The following is a 17,287-nucleotide window of genomic DNA, read 5'->3' on the forward strand; positions in this document are numbered from 1 at the left end:
GCCCGATGCGTTTTTCAGCACTTGGCCGGGGAAAGCTTGTGCGGCTGCGCGTGCAGCTTCGGGGCCGTCGCCGTGCCGCCGTGCTCCTCCAGATACCTGCACGCCGCGATGATGTCGCGCGCGAGATTCATCGCGACGTTGTGGTTGATGTGCGGCCGCACGACCACGCGCAGACTTCTCACTTCTTCCGCATCGGCCGGCATCGAATAGGCCGACAGCACCCAGCCCTTCTCGCGAACCTTGTTCGAGACGTCGAACTCGTTGAAGCGTGTGATCCTCGGATCGAGCGTTACCGCAACGACGGGAATGCGCTGCGTCTCGTTCATGATCCTGAAGTAGCCGCTCTGCACGAGCGCTTCACGCAGCGCCACGGCGTTCGCCAGCGTGTGCGTCATCACGCGCTTGTAGCCGTCGAAACCGAGCCGCAGGAACTGGTAGTACTGGACCGCGACCGGCGCGGCGTTGCGGCTGAAGTTGAGCGTCGCCGTCGGCATCTCGCCGCCCAGATAGTTCACGTAGAAGATCAGCTCTTCGTTGAACACCTTGCGCTCGCGAAACACCACCCAGCCCAGGCCCGGCGGCGTGAGTCCGAACTTGTGGCCCGACGCGTTGATCGACTGCACGCGCGGCAAGCGAAAATCCCACTCGTAGTCGGGATAAAGAAACGGATTCACGAAGCCGCCTGATGCGCCGTCGATGTGCATCGGAATCGAGACGCCCGTTTTCTTCTCGTACGCGTCGAGCCAGTCGTGGATCGCCTGGATGTCGTCGTCCTCGCCGGTGAAAGTCTGACCCGCGATCGCGACCACCGCGATGGTGTTTTCGTCGACGTACTGATCGAGATGCTCGGCCGTGAGCCGGTAATTGCCCGGCTTGAGCGGCACGATGCGCGGCTCGACATCGAAATAGCGCAGAAACTTCTTCCACACGATCTGCACGTTGCCGCCCGTGACCATGTTCGGGTGTGACGCGTCCTTACCTGATTTCTCGCGATTCCGGCGCCAGTTCCACTTGTGCGCGAGACCCGCGAGCATGCACGCCTCCGACGACCCGATGGTCGCCGCGCCGTACGGTTCGACATCCTTCGGTCCGTTCCACAATTCGTGCAGCCAGCGCACCATGCGGCGTTCCATCGCGAAGAGCTGCGGGTACATGTCGTGATCGATATAGTTCTTGAACATGTTGCGCCGCCCGGTCTCGACCGCTTCCGGCTCGGCGAAGGTCGTCACGAACGACGACATGTTCAGCATCGGATTCGTATCCGTCCATTCGTCGCTCGCGACCAGTGCGCTTGCGGCGCGCGCCGAAAGCCCATGGCGCGGAAATGCGTTCTCCGGAACTTCGATGTTGAACTCGTCGTACATCGACGTCATTTCGGATTGCGTATCTATTTCATTGTTGAGTCGGTTCATCAATGCTCCTTGCCATTCGCTTTTTGATAGCGTGCGATGTATTCGTCCATCAGCCTGCGGATCGCGCGGCCTATCTGCACGTAGTCGCTCTCGTTCAGATTGGCGAGCGACACGCGCCCCGAAGGATGCGGCGTACCGAAACCGCGTCCCGGCAACAGCACCACGCGCGCTTCCTTCGCGAGTTTGAAGAGAATCTCCGAAGGCTCGGTGTTCTCGATGATCCAGTCCACCAGTTCGCGGCCATGCCCGCGCTCGCCGAGATATTCCATGTCGAGGATCGTGTAGTAGTCGACCTCGTTTTCATCGATGGCTTCGGGCGCAATGCCGATCTCGCGATAGAGCACCTGTTTGCGGCTGCGGATCAGGCGCTTGAGCGCGTTCTTGTACGCGTCGGGTGTGTCCATCAGCGAGAAAAGCGAGAACAGCACCATCTGCACCTGCTGCGGCGTCGACAGGCCCGCCGTATGATTCAGCGCGACCGTCCGGCTGTCCGCCACCAGGCGATCGATGAACTTGAGCTTGTCCGGCGCTGTCGTGATCGATTCGTAGCGCTCGTGAAGCCGCGCTCTCTGCGCTTGCGACAGCGCGGCGAGTTGCGTGTCCAGCACATTCTCGCGATGCGTCGCGATCACGCCCAGCCGCCAGCCGGTCGCGCCGAAGTACTTCGAATAGGAGTAGACGAGGATCGTGTTCTTCGGGCACAGCGCGAACAGCGATACGAAATCGTCGGCGAAGGTGCCGTACACGTCATCGGTGAGGATGATCAGATCGGGCCGTTCCTTCACGATGCTCGCGATGTATTCGAGACTCTCCGTGTTCATCTTCACGGAAGGCGGATTGCTCGGGTTGACCAGGAAGAACGCCTTCACCTTCGGGTCGCGCAGCTTGTCGAGTTCCTGCTTCGAGTACTGCCAGCCGTTCGCGACATCCGCTTCCAGATTGACGACGTTCAGCTGATAATCGTTCAGGCGCGGAATCTCGATATACGGCGTGAAGATCGGCGTGCCGAGCGCGATGGTGTCGCCCGGACCGATAAGGAAGTTCTCGCGTAGCGTATTGAAGATGTAGGTCATCGCGGCCGTGCCGCCTTCGACCGCGAAGATGTCGAAATCGCCGACGAACGGATGCTTGCCGATCATCTCGCGCCGCACATATTGCGCGACGATCTGCTCCGAAAGCTTCAGCATGCGGTCCGGAACCGGATAGTTCGAACCGAGAATGCCCTCGCACATCTCATAGAGAAAGTCGCCGGCGTTCACGCCGAGTTGATCGCGCACATAGGAGAGCGCACCGAGCAGGAAGGATATGCCCGGCACACCCTTGTTCTCACGCGCGAAAATCTCGAAGCGCTCCTCGAGCCCTTCGCGCTTCGGAAATCCGCCCACGCCTTCCGGCATGTACGCGAACGAGCGCTCGGACTCACGCATCGCGAAGAGGCCGAGCTGCCAGAAGCCGTGCCGCGGAATCGTCGCGAGGAAGTTCGGATTGCCGCGCCCCGCATTGAGCATCGCAAGATTCGCCGGACGCTCGACCGCGCCGCCGCCCGCCGCCTTGATGAGTTCGTCTTTCAGCTCGAATGGGCTGAGCGCTGCCAGGCCGGCGCGATCATCAGCACGTGATTTATCGGTATTTGCCATTCAACATCTCCAGAAACGTGCATCGAAACAATGGAATCCAAAGATCACGTGAGCAACATCACCATGACCATTCCCCATATCGTGAGCAGCGTGTTGCCGACCGCATACGTGACCGTGTAGCCGAGGCCTGGCACCCGGCTCTTCGCGGCGTCGCAGATCATGCCGAGCGCGGCCGTCGTCGTGCGTGCGCCCGCGCAGATGCCGAGCAGGATCGCGGGATGAAAGCGGAACACGTACTTCGCGATGAACATGCCGATGATGAGCGGCGCCGCCGTCGCGACGATGCCCCAGAGGAAGAGGCTGACGCCGAGCCTCTGCAGCCCCGCGACGAAACCCGGCCCGGCCGAGATGCCCACCACCGCGATGAACACGTTGAGGCCCACTGAGTTCATGAACCAGATGGTCGGCGCGGGAACACGGCCGAAAGTGGGATGAATCGCGCGCAGCCAGCCGAACACGATGCCCGCGATCAGCGCGCCGCCCGCCGTCGAAAGCGTGAGCGGAATCGCGCCGACGTGCAGTACGAGCGCACCGATCAACGCACCGAGCGTAATCGCCAGACCGACGAAGGCCATGTCGGCGGCATCGGCGGGGCGATCGAGCACGCCGAGGCTCTTTGCGGCGGCCGTCGTGTCCTGCGTGCGGCCGACGAGCGTGAGCGTGTCGCCTCGATAAAGCTTCGTGCTGGGCAGCACCGGAATCTGCGTCTCGGTTGCGCCGCGCTTGATCTTGCGCAGGAAGACGCCGCGCGCGGCGGGCGCGTGCGCGAGTTCCGCGAGCGTCTTGCCGTGGACTGCCTTGCTCGTCACGTACACGTCGACGCCTTCCACCGGCACGGCGAGCAGTTCGGCATCGTCGACTTCAATCGCGGACGCGCCGAGCAGATCGACGAGCGACGCGCGCCGCCCGGAAACCGCGACGATATCGCCGGATTGCAGCACGTCGTCGATTTTCGCGTCCTGAATGACGCCGTCACGCCGGATGCGCTCGATGAAAAGCCGCGCGCCGGACGGCTCGTGCGCCTCGATCTGCGCCACCGACACGCCCGCCGCACGCCCGTGCTCCGCCACGCGATACGCGCGCAGTTCGAACTCGTGCCAGGCCTGGCCCGCGCCGCCCCGCTCGCTTCCACCTCCGAGCGTTGCCTCGTATTCCTTGCAGGCCGCGACGAGATCGATCCCGAGCAGGCGCGGCCCGAGCGCCGCGAGAATCAGCGCCGAGCCGATCGTCCCGAAGATGTAGGTCACCGCGTAGGCGGTCGGCATGGCGTCGAGCAGCGCCTTGCCTTGCGCGGGCGGCAGGCCGATGCGATTAATCGCGTCGGTCGCGAGGCCCATCGATGCTGAGATCGTCTGCGAGCCCGCGAACAGACCCGCCGCCGAGCCGACGTCGTAACCCGCGATCTTCGCCGCGGCATAAGGCGCCGCGAGACAAAGCGCGCACTGGATGACCGCAAAGAGCGCCTGCGGCAAACCGTCCTTCGCGATGCCGCGCACGAACTGCGGGCCGACGCCGTAACCGACCGCGAAGAGGAACATCAGGAAGAAGACCGATTTGACGTTCGCCGAAATCGCGATGCCCAACTGCCCGATGACGATGGCCACGAGCAGTGTCGCAGTGACGGCGCCGAGACTGAAGCCTCGAAAGCTCTTTCCCCCGACCCAGTAACCAATGCCGAGCGACAGGAAAATGGCGATTTCAGGGTAACTTCGCAATGTTGCTGTTAGCCATGTCATAGGTACTCCTTTGCAATAATCTGCTGTTACCGTGAAGGATGGCATTACGATTCGTGATCCTAATCGATTAATGAAATGGTTTATTTCACCAGTCGAATCACTTTCCTTCGTTTACCGAATCAGATGAACCAAATCCTACGATACCTCAGCACACTCGCTCAGCACCACGATTCGCGCGAAATTTGACGAAAGGACAGATGGCGTAACTTGCGTTGCTCCGGCAATGACTGCTCTTTCGCATACAGCGATAAAAGTTCCGCGTACCTCAAACAAAAACAGCGGCCGAAGCCGCTGTTTTCATGTCGAAGCGCAAGCTTCGAAGTGCGTCATTCCGCCGTTTCGAGCAGCGGATAATCCGTGTAGCCCTGCGCGCCGGGCGCGTAGAACGTCGATGTATCCCAGTCATTGAGACCGGCATCGAGTTCGAAGCGGCGCACGAGATCCGCATTCGCGATGAACGGCTTGCCCCACGCGACCGCGTCGGCATCGCCGCGGGCGATGATCGCTTCGGCGCTCCCCTTCGAGAAGCCTTCGTTCACGATATACACGCCACCGAACGCCTTCTTCAGTTGCGGGCCGAGGCTGTCGGCGGCCTCATGTTCGCGCGCTGCGATGAACGCGATCTTGCGACGGCCGAGTTCGCGCGCCACATAGCCGAAAGTCGCGGCGCGATCGCTGTCGCCCATCGTGTGCGAATCCGCGCGCGGCGCGAGATGCACGCCGACACGATCCGCGCCCCACACGTCGATACACTGGTCGACGATTTCGAGCAGCAGACGCGCGCGGCTTTCGATCGGGCCGCCGTAGGCATCGGTGCGCTTGTTGGTGCTGTCCTGCAGGAACTGGTCGAGCAGATAGCCGTTCGCGCCGTGCACTTCGACGCCGTCGAAGCCCGCGCGCTTCGCATTCTCCGCGCCCTTGCGGAACGCCGCGACCACGCCGGCGATTTCATCGAGTTCGAGTGCGCGCGGCGTCACGAACGGACGCTGCGGGCGCACGAGACTCACGTGACCGCCTGCTGCGATCGCGCTCGGCGCCACCGGCACTTCGCCGTTCAGAAACAGCGGGTCCGAAATGCGGCCCACGTGCCACAGTTGCAGGAAGATCTTGCCGCCGGCTTCGTGCACGGCCTTCGTCACGACCTTCCAGCCTTCCACTTGCTCGTCGGACCAGATGCCCGGCGTGTCCGCATAGCCGACGCCTTGCGGCGTGACCGAGGTCGCCTCGCTCAGAATGAGACCGGCCGATGCGCGGTCCGCATAGTACTGCGCCATCAGCGCATTGGGCACGCGTTCGACGCCCGCGCGCTGACGCGTGAGCGGCGCCATGATGATGCGGTTCTTGAGCGTGAGTGCGCCAACCTTGAGCGGATCGAAGAGTGTCGACATGAATTGGTGTCCTAATGATATTGAAAGCAGCCCATCACCGAAAGGAAAGTCATGCGCTCAGAGATTGTTCATTGAATCTCGGAACGCCTGAATGACCGCTTCGTCGCGCTTGAAGAACACCCATTGTCCAACGCGCTTCGTGGTGACGAGTCCGGCTTTGTGCAAGGTCGCGAGATGCGCGGAAACGGTCGACTGCGACATGCCGCAGCGTCCATCGATCTGGCCCGCGCAGACGCCATGCAGCAACGGCAATTCCTGACTCGGGAAATGTCGTTCCGGCTCCTTCAGCCATTCGAGAATCTCACGGCGAAGGGGGTTGGCGAGGGCCTTGTGAATTGCGTCGATGTCCATTTCGTTGCTCATGCGTCTGACGAATGGAAAGCGTGGGCCTTCCGAATCGTCTTGAAGCGAAGTATATATCGGAAATTTCCGATATGCAAATCGCCGCGCATGTCCCGCAAAAGCCTCAACCGGTGCTTTCCAGCTCAGCGTCGACGACCGCCCTGCCGCGCGGCCCTTCTACGTCGAAATGCTTCGCCAACGCATCGACGACGTTTTCCGCCATCGCGCGACGGGTCTCTTCCGTTCCTGAACCGATGTGCGGCGTGAGCACCAGCCTGCGATCGCGGATGAGCGCCTCGGGAACCTCGGGTTCGTGCTCGAATACATCCAGCGCGGCGCCGGCCAGTTTGTCCGCTGCAAGCGCCGCGATGAGCGCGCGTTCATCGACGACCGGGCCGCGCGCGATGTTCACGAGAAATCCGTCGGGCCCGAGCGCATCGATGACGTTCGCATCGATCAGATGATGCGTCGCGGGCGAAAGCGGACACGTGAGGATCAGCATGTCGCTGTCTCGCGCGAGCCGCACGACGTCGTCGAAATACGGAATGTCGATAGCCTTGCGGCTCGGACCGAAGTACGCGAGCTTCGAACCGAACGCGCTCAGCCGCTGCGCAATGGCCGACCCGATGGTGCCCAGTCCGACGATGCCCACCTTCATGCGCGAGATGGACCGGCCCAGCCGGTAATGCCCTTGCACGGGCCATTGTCCCGAGCGAACGTAGGCGTCCGCATTGACGAAGTCGCGCGTGACCGCGAGCGCCAGTCCGACCGCCGCATTCGCCACGTCTTCGGCCAGAATGTGCGAGGTATTCTCGATGCGGATACCGCGCGCACGCGTCGCCTGAATGTCCACGTTATCCAGTCCCGCGCTGTAGCTCGAAATGATTTCGAGCGCGGGCAGCGCATCGAGGAATGCCGCGTCGATCTTCGTCTTGCGCAGTGCGATGCCGCGAACCTTGCTGCCGTGTTCGTGCAGAAATGCGCCGATGGCGGAAGGGTCTCGCGGAAGATCGAGCACGGTAAACAGCGCTCTGAGTTCGGCGTGCGTCCATTCGGGCAACTCTGCCGCATTGAGGATGATCGGCTTGGTCATGGTTCGGATTCGATGATGACGTTATGCAAAAACACCGGGCAAAGCGTGGAACAGCGACTCAACTCATCTTGACGCGCTCGATCTTGCCCATGAAAAACAGATAGACGATGGCCGCCACCAGGCAATGCGCGGCGACGAAGTAGAGTCCGACAGTGTAGCCGCCCGTCGCCTGCACGATATAGCCGAAGGCGATCGGCGTCACGATGCCGCCGATATTCCCGATGCAGTTGAAGATCGCGCCGGCCAGTCCGACGGCTTCGCGCGGAGCCGTGTCGCTGACCACGGCCCACGTGCCCGCGCCGGCCGCCGCGCCCTTGCCGAAGAAGGCCAGCGTCATCAGCAGAACGATCGCGGTATTGCTTTCGGTGACGGCAGACAGAACGAGGCTGCAACCCATCGTCATGCCGACGATATACGGCGTCTTGCGGGCCCACGACACGCTCCATCCGCGACGAATCAGCCAGTCGGAAATCGTGCCGCCCGCAATGCCGCCGAGGAAGCCCGCCACGGCTGGCACCATCGTCGCGAAACCGGCCTGCATCACGTTCATGCCGCGTGCCTGAACGAGGTAGATCGGAAACCAGGTGATGAAGAAATAGCTCAGCGCGATGGTGCAATACTGCCCGATATACGCGCACCACAGCATGCGATTGCCGAGCAGCATGCGCATCAAGCCGGACGAGATCGGCGGCCGCGACTTCAGCGCGTGCTTCGAGTCGATATCGACCATCGCGCCACCCGCGATGATGTGATCGAGTTCGCTGCTGGACACGCGCGGATGATTGCGCGGTTCATACATGACGACGGCCCACACGCCCGCCGCCGCGATACCGATCACGCCCAGCGCGATGAACGGAGCGGGCCAGCCGAAGCGCGACGTCAGCCATCCCGCGAACGGCGAAAAGATCGCCACGGCGAAATACGACGCCGATGCGAACAGCGACGTGGCAAGGCCGCGCTCTTCCTTGGGAAACCACATGACCGCGACGCGGCCGTTGGCGGGGAAGCTCGGCGCTTCGATCAGCCCGAGCGCGAAGCGCAGCGCGAACAGAAGCCCGAGCGCCACCGAAAGATCCGACGTGACGTTGCCGATGAAGCCGACCGCCATCGTCGCGATGGACCACAGGACCAGCGTCGCGCCGTACATGGTCTTGGTGCCGAGACGGTCGAGCAGCAAGCCGCCCGGTATCTGGCCGACGACATACGCCCAGCTGAAGGCCGACAGCACATAGCCCAGTTGCACGTGATTCAGGCCGAACTGTTTCGATATGCCGGGACCCGCAATCGACAGAATGGCGCGATCCGCATAGGCCACCGTGGCCAGCAACAGGATCATCGCGAGGATCGAATAACGCGTGCGCGTCGTGCGGGTTGTCGTGCTCGCTATATACTGGGTCGTTCGCTCTGTAGCCACCGATATCTCCTGTTTCATGCCCCTGAACGCGTCGGAAGACGCGCGCTGCGAAAGCCTTTCGACCTGCCGGCCGGACTTCTCTCGGGCTGATTTATGTTCCGCATTAAACCGACGCCATGGACGACCGTCAATCTTGATTGATTCGATCAACGTGAAGAACTGGATGACTCAGGAGGAAGCCTGCGAAGCCCTGAGCGTGCGCAAGCAGACGCTGTATGCCTATGTCAGCCGCGGTCAGATCGAAGTCCAGGGCGACCCGCAGCACGCGAATCGCAATCTGTATCGCGCGGCGGATATCGCCGCGCTCGTGAAGAAGCGCAGCCTCGGGCGGGCGCGCAAGAACATCGCGGCCAGCACGATGGCCTGGGGCGAGCCGATCATCGATACGAGCCTCTCCACGATCGTGCGCGGGCGGCTTTACTATCGCGGCCAGGATGCGGTGCGGCTGGCTGCATCGGCGACGCTGGAACAGATCGCCCAGTTGCTATGGAACATGGACGCACCGCCGCGCTTTCCTTCTTTCGAACCGATGCCGTTCGATGGGCCGGTCAGCGCGCGTGTCTATGCCGCCCTGGCCCATGCGGCGACGAGCGATCGGATGGAGTCCGCATGCGATGACGTGGACCGCGTGGCGCGGGCCGCCGCGCTCGTCGGCCGCCTCGCGAGCAATTTCGTCGAACTGCGCCCGGATGACGGTCCGTTGCATGTGCGGATCGCGGATGCATGGGGCATCCCGCATCATGCGGATCTGCTGCGTCGCGTGCTGGTTCTGCTGGCCGATCAGGAACTCACGAGTTCGTCATTCGCGGCGCGCGTGGCCGCATCGACAGGCGCGTCGCTCGGGGCGAGCATGATCGCGGGGCTTGCCGCCTTCTCCGGCCCGATGCATGGCAATGCGATCGTGCGCGTGCGAGAGTTCCTGAATGATGCAAAGCGCTCGGGCATCGCAACCGTGGTGCAGCGACGCATCGCGGCTGGCGACACGCTGCCAGGCTTCGGACACGAACTGTATCCGCAGGGCGATCCGCGCGCGGCCGATCTCCTGTCCGCTTTCGATGCGCCCGATGCGGCGCGCGAGCTGATCGACTGCGTCGAACGGGCGACGGGCAAGTTGCCCGCCATCGACATGGCGCTCGCCGCGCTGGTCGAGCGTTGCGATCTTCCCGAGGGCGCGGCCTTCGCGCTGTTCGCCATCGCGCGAAGTGTCGGCTGGATGGCTCATTCGATCGAACAGATCACGGAGGGAACCTTGCTGCGGCCGCGAGCAAACTATGTCGGGCCGGCTGTCATCGAATGAGCAATCAAGCGAGTTTGCCGCGAACGAACTGCAGGGAGCGACGAGCGCGCTCGTCCATCTGCTCGTCCGTCGCGCCATTCGACATGTCGCGCCAGACGCCGACCGCCCGGCTTACCGCGCCGCCCTTGCGCATGAAGGGTTCCATCACGATGGTTCCGTCATAGTCGATTTCCTTCAGCGCGCCGAAGATTTCGTCCCACGGCAGACGGCCTTCACCAGGCGGCAGGCGGTTCGCTTCTCCGAGATGAAAGTGCCCGAGCTTACCCTTGCACGCGAGGATCGCATCGCGGAAGGAACTCTCCTCGATGTTCATGTGGAATGTGTCGAGCTGCACCTTGCAAGCCGGGCTGTCCACTGCGTCGGCGAACGCAAGCGCTTCCTTTGCGTCGTTGCATAGCCATTGCTCGAAGCGGTTCACCACTTCCAGCGCGTAGATGATGCCGTAATCTTCGGCAACCTTGACGACGCGGCGCACGCTGTCGATCGCACGATCGACGTACGGACGCTTGTCTTTCATATCGAGCGGCGGCGACTGCGGCCATGCGCAGAACGTGAGGCCAGCGAAGACCGGTGCGCCGAGCATGTGGCAATCATCGAGCAGACGCTTCACGTACTCGGTGCCGGCGTCGCGCACGCTTTGTTCCGGCGACGCGAAGTCGTACTCGGACTTGAGCCCGATGCAGCACATCACGGTGAGGCCCAGATCGTCGGCGACCGTTTTCAGCTCGCGCTTCTTTGCATCCGAAAGGTTGTGGAACTCGCCTAGCGAGATTTCCATCATGTCGAAGCCGAGTCCGGCGATGCGCTTCGCCGTCGCCGGAAAGTCGACCATCCACTCGGTCGACCAGTAGGTGTAGAACATGCCAACTTTATTCACGGTGAAATCCTTTAGGAGACCATCACGAAGTTAGTTCAGGAAACGAATCCTGTCGGCTTGACCTCCGGATGCGCCGGGTCGGCATGTTCGAGCGCGGCCAGGGACATGATTCGCTCCTCCGACGCTTCGTCGAAACCAACCTCACCCACCAGTTGCCCCGCTCGCATGACCAGAATACGGTCCGAGATGGTGAGAATCTCGGGCAGATCGCTCGAGATCACGAGAATTGCGAGTCCGTCGTGCGCGAGTTCGCGCATCAGCGCATAGATTTCTGCTTTCGTTGTGACGTCGACGCCCCGCGTAGGCTCATCCACGATGAGCACACGCGGTTTCGACGCCAGCCATTTCGCCAGCACGACCTTCTGCTGATTGCCGCCGCTCAGGAGCCGCACCAACTGTTCGACTGTCGGCGTTTTGATCTTGAACCGTCCGACATAGGTATCGATCAGGCGGGCCTCCTGCATGGGCCGCACGACAGGTCCTTTCGACAGTCTTCCGAGTCCAAGTGCGGCGAGTGAAAGATTGCTGCCGACCGACATGCCCAAGACCAACCCCTGGTCCTTGCGATCTTCGGGCGCGAGCGCAATACCGAGCCGCATCGCATCGCGCGGTCTGGAAATCTTCACGGGCTTGCCTTCGACGGAGACGGTCCCGTGCTTCGGCGGCGGGGCCCCGAAAATCCCCATCGCCACTTCCGAGCGACCCGCTCCGATCAGACCCGCGAGCCCGACGATTTCGCCCTGGCGAAGCGAGAACGAGACGTCGCGATAGCGATGGTCATCGCCGAGGCCTTGCACCGATAGCACGACAGGCTTGCCGGCGTGCTCTGGCCGTACGCGCTTCACCTCCGCGAGGTCGCGGCCGACCATGAGGCGGACCACTTCATCCGGCGAGGTATCGGCAAGCCGCGCGGTTCGCACGTGCTTGCCGTCTCGCAGGACGGTCACGGCGTCGCAATTGTCGAACACCTCCCGCATCCGGTGCGAGATGTACAGAATGGTCACGCCGCGGTCGCGCAACTCGTGCACGACCTTGAAGAGCGTCAGAGAGTCCGCTTCGGACAAGCTCGATGTCGGCTCGTCCAGAATGAGCAGGCGCGGCTCATGAATCAGCGCCTTGCAGATTTCGATGAGCTGTTGCTGCGCGATGGTCAAATCGCCCAGACGCGTATCGGGGTCGAGCGAGATGCCCAGACGCTTCATGGCACCCCTCGCCTTTTCCAGCAGCGTGCCGCGGTCGACCAGCACGCGGGCCATGCGCGGCTCCGTGCCGAGGAATATGTTCTCGGCGATGGTCATGTTCGAAGCCAGCATCAGCTCCTGAAACACGATGGAAATACCTTGCTTCGCTGCGTCGCGCGTATTGGTGAACTCGACTTCCTGTCCGTCGAAGATGAGCCGGCCCGAAGTCGGCGAATGGGCCCCGGCGATGACCTGCATCAACGTCGACTTTCCGGCGCCGTTCTCGCCCATGATGGCGTGCACGGTCCCTGCCTCGACGCTGAAGGAGACCTCTTGCAGCGCCTTGACACCTGGATAGGTCTTGGTGATCTGCTCAACGCTCAATAGAACGGTCATGGCGGCACTCTTCGCAAGGAAAGCATGGGACCGGGAACATCCCGGTCCCGCACGGACGGATTACTTGCCGCCGACGAACTTGTCCACGTTGGACGAATTCACGATATCGACGCCGGTATCCGTGATCGGCGGAATCTTTCCGCCCTTCGAAAGCTCATCGAGCTGTTTCACCGACTCGATACCCATCGCGAGCGGTCGCTGACCGATCAGCGTGGTCGCGTAACCTTCCTTGAGCAGCTTGACCTGCGACGGCAACGTGTCGAACGAGACGATCACGAACTTGCCCGACTTGATATCGGCTGCCTTGTTCTTGACGGCGCGAATGTAGGCCTCAGGCGCGAACATCGGCCAGCCGCCTGCGAAGAAGATACCGTCGAGCTTGGGGTTCTTCGCGAGAATGTCCTGAATCAGCTGCACCGCCGTGCTGGAGTCGTCGTTGCATGCGAAGGGCGAACCCGAAACCTCCTTGAAGCTGCCGTCGAGCTTGGACTTGAAGCCCTTGATGCGCTCATTCAGATTCGCGGCGGACAGGCCACCGGTCAGAATCGCGTAGGTGCCGCCCTTCGGCAGCGCCTTCGCGAATGCTTCGCCGGCGGCCACTCCGCCCGCTTCATTGTTCGTGCCGATGAAAGCGGCCCGCTTGGACTTCGGCGCATCGGAATCGAAGGTGACGATCGGGATGTTCTTCGCCACGGCCGCACTGATGACGTTACTGATGGAGTCGGCATTATTCGGCGCAATCGCGATACCCGCGACCTTCTTGGTAATCAGGTCTCTGACGATCCGGCCTTGCTCGGCGTCATCGAGTTGCGCCGGGCCGGTGAACAGGCACTCCGCGCCGAGTTTCGCGGCCTCCTCCTTGCAGCCTTTCTCCGCGTCGGCGTAGAAAGCGACGCCGAGCGCCTTCGGCACGACAGCGAAAACCTTCTTGTCGGCTGCGTGCGCTTGCGTGACGCCGAGCCCGAACAGGACGGCGGCGGCTACTGCACTGATCATGGTGCGTGTCATGGTCTTCTCCAAGGATTGTTATGGCTACAGCGCTCATCGACGTCGCCAGACGCCTTTTCTGAGTTGATCGATAAAGACGGCAAGCACGATGACAGAACCGACGAACACCCCTTGCCAATAAGCGTCCGTTCCCAGCAAGACGAGACCATTGCGCAGCACTTCGAGGATGACCGTACCGACGAACACGCCGATCACCGTGCCTTCGCCGCCGGACAGGGCCGTGCCGCCGATCACCGCCGCCGCGATGACGCTCAGCTCCTTGCCCAGACCCTGATTGGAAATCGCGGACGACAGGTAGCTCACTTCGATGATGCCCGCGACACCCGCGAGGACTGAGGACATGATGTAGACGCTCATCTTCAGCCGGTCCACGTTCAGGCCGGTGAGCATCGCCGCGCGTTCATTGCCGCCGACCGCATAGAGCTGGCGGCCGTAGACCGTTCGCTTGAGCACGATCGCCGCGATGATCGCCAGCACCACGAAGATGATGAAGGGCACCGGCAAGTCGAGGAAGTCGCCGCCGCCGAGTGCGAAGAACGCGTCGCCGTCGGGCCGGAATCCGTCGATTGCCTTGCCGCGCGTGATGATGAGAGCGAGCGCGCGTGCGATGCTCATGGTGGCGAGCGTCGGGACGAACGGCAGCATGCGCAGTTTCGTCACGCAGAAGCCGTTGAAGAAGCCAACCGCGGCGCAAATGAGCAGCGTCAGCGCGCACGCCGGAACGACACCCATGCCCGATTGCATCATCGCGGCAGACGCCACCGCTGCAAGCCCCCAGACGCTACCGACCGAAAGGTCGATCCCGCCAGTAATCATTACCGCAGCCTGACCCAGCACCACGATGCCGATGAATGACAGGTTGCGCGCGTCGTTGAGCAGATTGCCTTTACTGGCGAAGTCCGGCGCGAAAATCGATAGCAGCACCACCATGATGACCAGCGCACCAACGATGCCGGTCTCACGCGAGTGCATGAGCTGTGCCGCGAAACCCTTGCGAGGCTTCGGCTGCTCACTTTTGTCCACGGTCACCTTGCTCATGTCGCCTCCAAGTAAGCCTCTGAGCTCGCCATGGAAGGGCAAGCCTCTTTTACCGTGCAAAATTCTAGTTTCGAGTCGAAAGCCCAACAAAGCGGGTTTTCCCTGCACAGGTATGAAGGACGTCGAAAGGTAGGGTTGCCATGACGTCGTTCATCGAACTCGATGCTTACGTTCTACAAGCGGCCGCATACATGCCGATGACCTCCCGGACCTTGCTGAAGATCAGGCTCATCGGCGAACCGTCGATCGATCCGCGGCGGAGTTGCCAGTACTGGTTCGGGAGATATCGACTGATGAGGTTTTCGCGTATATCGACGCGTTCGAGATTGGACACCAGCTTTTGCGTCGCGTCCGCAACTTTCGCATCGGTCCAGTAGTAGCGAATCCGGTCGCTGTAGCTGAAAGTGCGCAGAAGCCGTTTTTCCTGATCGCTGCCGTGGTAGTACTTCTCCCAATTTATGGGTTTCTCAAGCATCACACGTTCGACCACCGCTCGCAGATTGGAGCGTGCGCCTGCTGCGACCAGTTCGTCTTCGATGTCAGCAAGCGCATAAAGCGCTTCCCGCAGCGCGAAGGTCGCGCCAGGCCCGACTTTGAGAATGGCGAAGCCATCGCGAACCAGAGCCGAAAGCGCCTCAGGCCTCTGATAGTCCGTGGAATGCGCTTCGAAGACCATGCCGGGCAAGTCATCGAGGATTTGCGAGAGTGCGCCTGCGGATGACGCGTCGTAGTCCACCACCTTCGTGTGGTCGAACTCCACACCTGGCTGGACCACGAGACCGACGACGCGCTCCCACACGGCGTCCAGTCCACGGGCCTGCCATGCCGCACGATGCACCGCAACAGTATCGAGCGCCGCACGGGGGTTCGTCACCTCGACCGCGGCAAGCGCTTCCGATGCACCGCCGGGCACGGGAACTTCCGTACCCACTATGTAGACCGGGCGCTCGCGCAGCCCTGCGCGCCCGGCTGCTTGCTCCGCGACTGCGCACAATCGAGCCGCACGCTCGGCGACCACTTCGTCCGAAAGACGCGAAGGGTCATCGGCGCAACGCATGCTCGTGTCGAGGTGAATCTTTTTGAATCCTGCCGCGGCGTAGGCTTCGATCAGTGCCTCCGCGCGTTGCATCGCATCATCGGCCGGAAGATTGCGCCACGCGTTCGGGCCGAGATGGTCGCCGCCGAGAAGCAAGGTGTCTCGGGGAAAACCGACTCGGTCGGCGATTCCGTGGACGAACCGCACGAAGTCCGCTGGCCGCATGCCGGTGTAGCCGCCATACTGGTCGACCTGATTCGAGGTCGACTCGAGCAGCAATGGCGTGCCGTCATCGAGCGCCTGCCTCATGCCTGCTTCGATCACCCATGGGTGGGCCGAGCAGATCGAATAGATTCCCTTCAGCCGGGACTCGAATCGTGCGTCGCCTGTGAGCCGTGTGACGATTTCAGCCATGGCTCACCCCGGCTCTCTCCTTGATGAACGCATCCAGTTCCGCGAGCGTGGCTGTTCCTTCCATCGGACCGCGATACGTGACCGCGCGCGCGCCCGCAGCGCCGGCATACGCCAACGCCCGCTCGACAGTCATTCCTTGTGCGCGGCAGGCGATATAAGTGCCACCGAAGCAATCTCCGGCGCCCGTCGGATCCACTTCAGTCACCGGCAATGCCTGCACATGCCGCTCGTCCTTTCCATCGTAGTAGCTGCAACCATCCTTGCCGCGTTTCACCACGACCTCGCGCACGCCTCTATTCAGCAGTTCATCGATTGCTGCCTTTTCGGTGCTCGCGCTCGCGAGCAACATCACTTCGTGTCCGCTCGGCAGGAATACATCGGTGTAGTCGAGAATGAAGTCGAGCGCCTCACGCATTTCCGGAATGCGCAACATCTCCTTGCGGATGTTCGGGTCGAAGCTGACCGTGCCACCGTTCGCCTTCACCGTTTCGATGACGCTCTTCATCGCCTCGATGATGCGAAACGAGAAGAGCGAAGAGCCCATCACATGAAAATGCCTGCAATCCTTCAGCAAGTGCTCGCGAATCTCGCTGACGGAAAGATGGCCCGACGCGCTGTTGGTGATGTTGTAGATGAAGTCCCTGTCGCCGTCCTTGCGATACGTGACGAACGCGCTGCCGGTGGTCGCGGCCTTGATGACGGATATGCCGGAGACATCCACGCCGTCCTCGCGCAGGCGCTCGACATTGAGCGCGCCGAAGTCGTCATCGCCGACGCATCCGATGATCGCGCACGGGCTGCCGCACTTCGCGACCTGATCGATGAAAATTGCCGGCGCGCCGCTCGCGAACGGTCCAATCAACGTTCCTGCCTGCCGAAACGACTGCCCGATTTCCGTAGCGAGAATCTCGACGAGTATCTCGCCCATCGTAAGGATGCAGCCGGGACGAACGTCCGGCTTCGCTTCAGTTTTAGCCATGGCAGATTTCGTTAGGATTACGATACACGAGGCGCAAAA

14 protein-coding genes are annotated in these 17,287 nt (G+C 62.0%); 1 reads left to right on the forward strand and 13 read right to left on the reverse strand.

Annotated features, from left to right (window positions below):
• Window positions 1-14: 14 nt before the first annotated feature.
• The 7 genes from gad to AWB80_RS10430 form a co-directional block, all read right to left on the reverse strand.
• Window positions 15-1,412, reverse strand: coding sequence for a glutamate decarboxylase (gene gad / locus AWB80_RS10400; RefSeq protein WP_244206461.1), 1,398 nt, complete (start codon window positions 1,410-1,412; stop codon window positions 15-17).
• Entirely contained in the window at window positions 1,412-3,049 is a 1,638-nt protein-coding gene (locus tag AWB80_RS10405) for a bifunctional aspartate transaminase/aspartate 4-decarboxylase (protein ID WP_061174553.1), read from the reverse strand. Before AWB80_RS10405 ends, gad begins: the two co-directional genes overlap by 1 nt.
• A 44-nt stretch (window positions 3,050-3,093) precedes the next feature.
• Complete coding sequence (aspT, locus tag AWB80_RS10410; protein ID WP_061174554.1) at window positions 3,094-4,785, reverse strand: aspartate-alanine antiporter; 1,692 nt, start codon at window positions 4,783-4,785, stop codon at window positions 3,094-3,096.
• Between the two features lie 326 nt (window positions 4,786-5,111).
• Window positions 5,112-6,173, reverse strand: coding sequence for an alkene reductase (locus AWB80_RS10415; protein WP_061174555.1), 1,062 nt, complete (start codon window positions 6,171-6,173; stop codon window positions 5,112-5,114).
• 57 nt (window positions 6,174-6,230) lie between these two features.
• Window positions 6,231-6,536: an ArsR/SmtB family transcription factor gene (locus tag AWB80_RS10420; RefSeq protein ID WP_208635631.1), complete on the reverse strand. Its 306-nt coding sequence runs from the start codon at window positions 6,534-6,536 to the stop codon at window positions 6,231-6,233.
• A 103-nt stretch (window positions 6,537-6,639) separates the two neighbouring features.
• Window positions 6,640-7,608: a 2-hydroxyacid dehydrogenase gene (locus AWB80_RS10425; protein WP_061174556.1), complete on the reverse strand. Its 969-nt coding sequence runs from the start codon at window positions 7,606-7,608 to the stop codon at window positions 6,640-6,642.
• A gap of 58 nt (window positions 7,609-7,666) precedes the next feature.
• Window positions 7,667-9,022, reverse strand: a complete 1,356-nt coding sequence (locus tag AWB80_RS10430; RefSeq protein ID WP_061174671.1) for an MFS transporter — start codon at window positions 9,020-9,022, stop codon at window positions 7,667-7,669.
• Window positions 9,023-9,155: 133 nt separating this feature from the next.
• On the opposite strand from AWB80_RS10430, the gene AWB80_RS10435 reads away from it, so the two are divergent.
• The gene (locus AWB80_RS10435; protein ID WP_244206462.1) at window positions 9,156-10,319 is read left to right on the forward strand and encodes a citrate synthase family protein; all 1,164 of its coding nucleotides are present in this window, start codon (window positions 9,156-9,158) and stop codon (window positions 10,317-10,319) included.
• A 4-nt stretch (window positions 10,320-10,323) separates the two neighbouring features.
• Here AWB80_RS10435 and AWB80_RS10440 read toward each other — a convergent pair whose 3' ends face one another.
• The 6 genes from AWB80_RS10440 to AWB80_RS10465 all read right to left on the reverse strand — a co-directional run bounded on the left by AWB80_RS10440 (window position 10,324) and on the right by AWB80_RS10465 (window position 17,248).
• Window positions 10,324-11,196, reverse strand: coding sequence for a D-psicose 3-epimerase (locus AWB80_RS10440; RefSeq protein WP_143328003.1), 873 nt, complete (start codon window positions 11,194-11,196; stop codon window positions 10,324-10,326).
• 35 nt (window positions 11,197-11,231) lie between these two features.
• Window positions 11,232-12,773 carry a sugar ABC transporter ATP-binding protein gene (locus tag AWB80_RS10445; protein WP_061174558.1) on the reverse strand — a complete coding sequence of 514 codons (1,542 nt, stop codon included), beginning with the start codon at window positions 12,771-12,773 and terminating at the stop codon, window positions 11,232-11,234.
• A 60-nt stretch (window positions 12,774-12,833) separates the two neighbouring features.
• Window positions 12,834-13,781: a sugar-binding protein gene (locus tag AWB80_RS10450; RefSeq protein ID WP_061174559.1), complete on the reverse strand. Its 948-nt coding sequence runs from the start codon at window positions 13,779-13,781 to the stop codon at window positions 12,834-12,836.
• A 33-nt stretch (window positions 13,782-13,814) separates the two neighbouring features.
• Window positions 13,815-14,861 carry an ABC transporter permease gene (locus tag AWB80_RS10455; protein ID WP_143328004.1) on the reverse strand — a complete coding sequence of 349 codons (1,047 nt, stop codon included), beginning with the start codon at window positions 14,859-14,861 and terminating at the stop codon, window positions 13,815-13,817.
• Window positions 14,862-14,985: 124 nt separating this feature from the next.
• Entirely contained in the window at window positions 14,986-16,269 is a 1,284-nt protein-coding gene (locus AWB80_RS10460; RefSeq protein ID WP_061174561.1) for a D-tagatose-bisphosphate aldolase, class II, non-catalytic subunit, read from the reverse strand.
• Window positions 16,262-17,248: a tagatose kinase gene (locus tag AWB80_RS10465; protein WP_061174562.1), complete on the reverse strand. Its 987-nt coding sequence runs from the start codon at window positions 17,246-17,248 to the stop codon at window positions 16,262-16,264. Before AWB80_RS10465 ends, AWB80_RS10460 begins: the two co-directional genes overlap by 8 nt.
• Window positions 17,249-17,287: the final 39 nt, after the last annotated feature.

Source organism: Caballeronia pedi, assembly GCF_001544915.2.
Classification (GTDB): Bacteria; Pseudomonadota; Gammaproteobacteria; order Burkholderiales; family Burkholderiaceae; genus Caballeronia; species Caballeronia pedi.

Excerpts from the sequence above, each read along its gene's own strand:
- gad (WP_244206461.1), bottom strand. The coding sequence starts at position 1,412 with ATGAACCGACTCAACAATGAAATAGATACGCAATCCGAAATGACGTCG.
- AWB80_RS10405 (WP_061174553.1), bottom strand. The coding sequence starts at position 3,049 with ATGGCAAATACCGATAAATCACGTGCTGATGATCGCGCCGGCCTGGCA.
- aspT (WP_061174554.1), bottom strand. The coding sequence starts at position 4,785 with ATGACATGGCTAACAGCAACATTGCGAAGTTACCCTGAAATCGCCATT.
- AWB80_RS10415 (WP_061174555.1), bottom strand. The coding sequence starts at position 6,173 with ATGTCGACACTCTTCGATCCGCTCAAGGTTGGCGCACTCACGCTCAAG.
- AWB80_RS10420 (WP_208635631.1), bottom strand. The coding sequence starts at position 6,536 with ATGAGCAACGAAATGGACATCGACGCAATTCACAAGGCCCTCGCCAAC.
- AWB80_RS10425 (WP_061174556.1), bottom strand. The coding sequence starts at position 7,608 with ATGACCAAGCCGATCATCCTCAATGCGGCAGAGTTGCCCGAATGGACG.
- AWB80_RS10445 (WP_061174558.1), bottom strand. The coding sequence starts at position 12,773 with ATGACCGTTCTATTGAGCGTTGAGCAGATCACCAAGACCTATCCAGGT.
- AWB80_RS10450 (WP_061174559.1), bottom strand. The coding sequence starts at position 13,781 with ATGACACGCACCATGATCAGTGCAGTAGCCGCCGCCGTCCTGTTCGGG.
- AWB80_RS10460 (WP_061174561.1), bottom strand. The coding sequence starts at position 16,269 with ATGGCTGAAATCGTCACACGGCTCACAGGCGACGCACGATTCGAGTCC.
- AWB80_RS10465 (WP_061174562.1), bottom strand. The coding sequence starts at position 17,248 with ATGGCTAAAACTGAAGCGAAGCCGGACGTTCGTCCCGGCTGCATCCTT.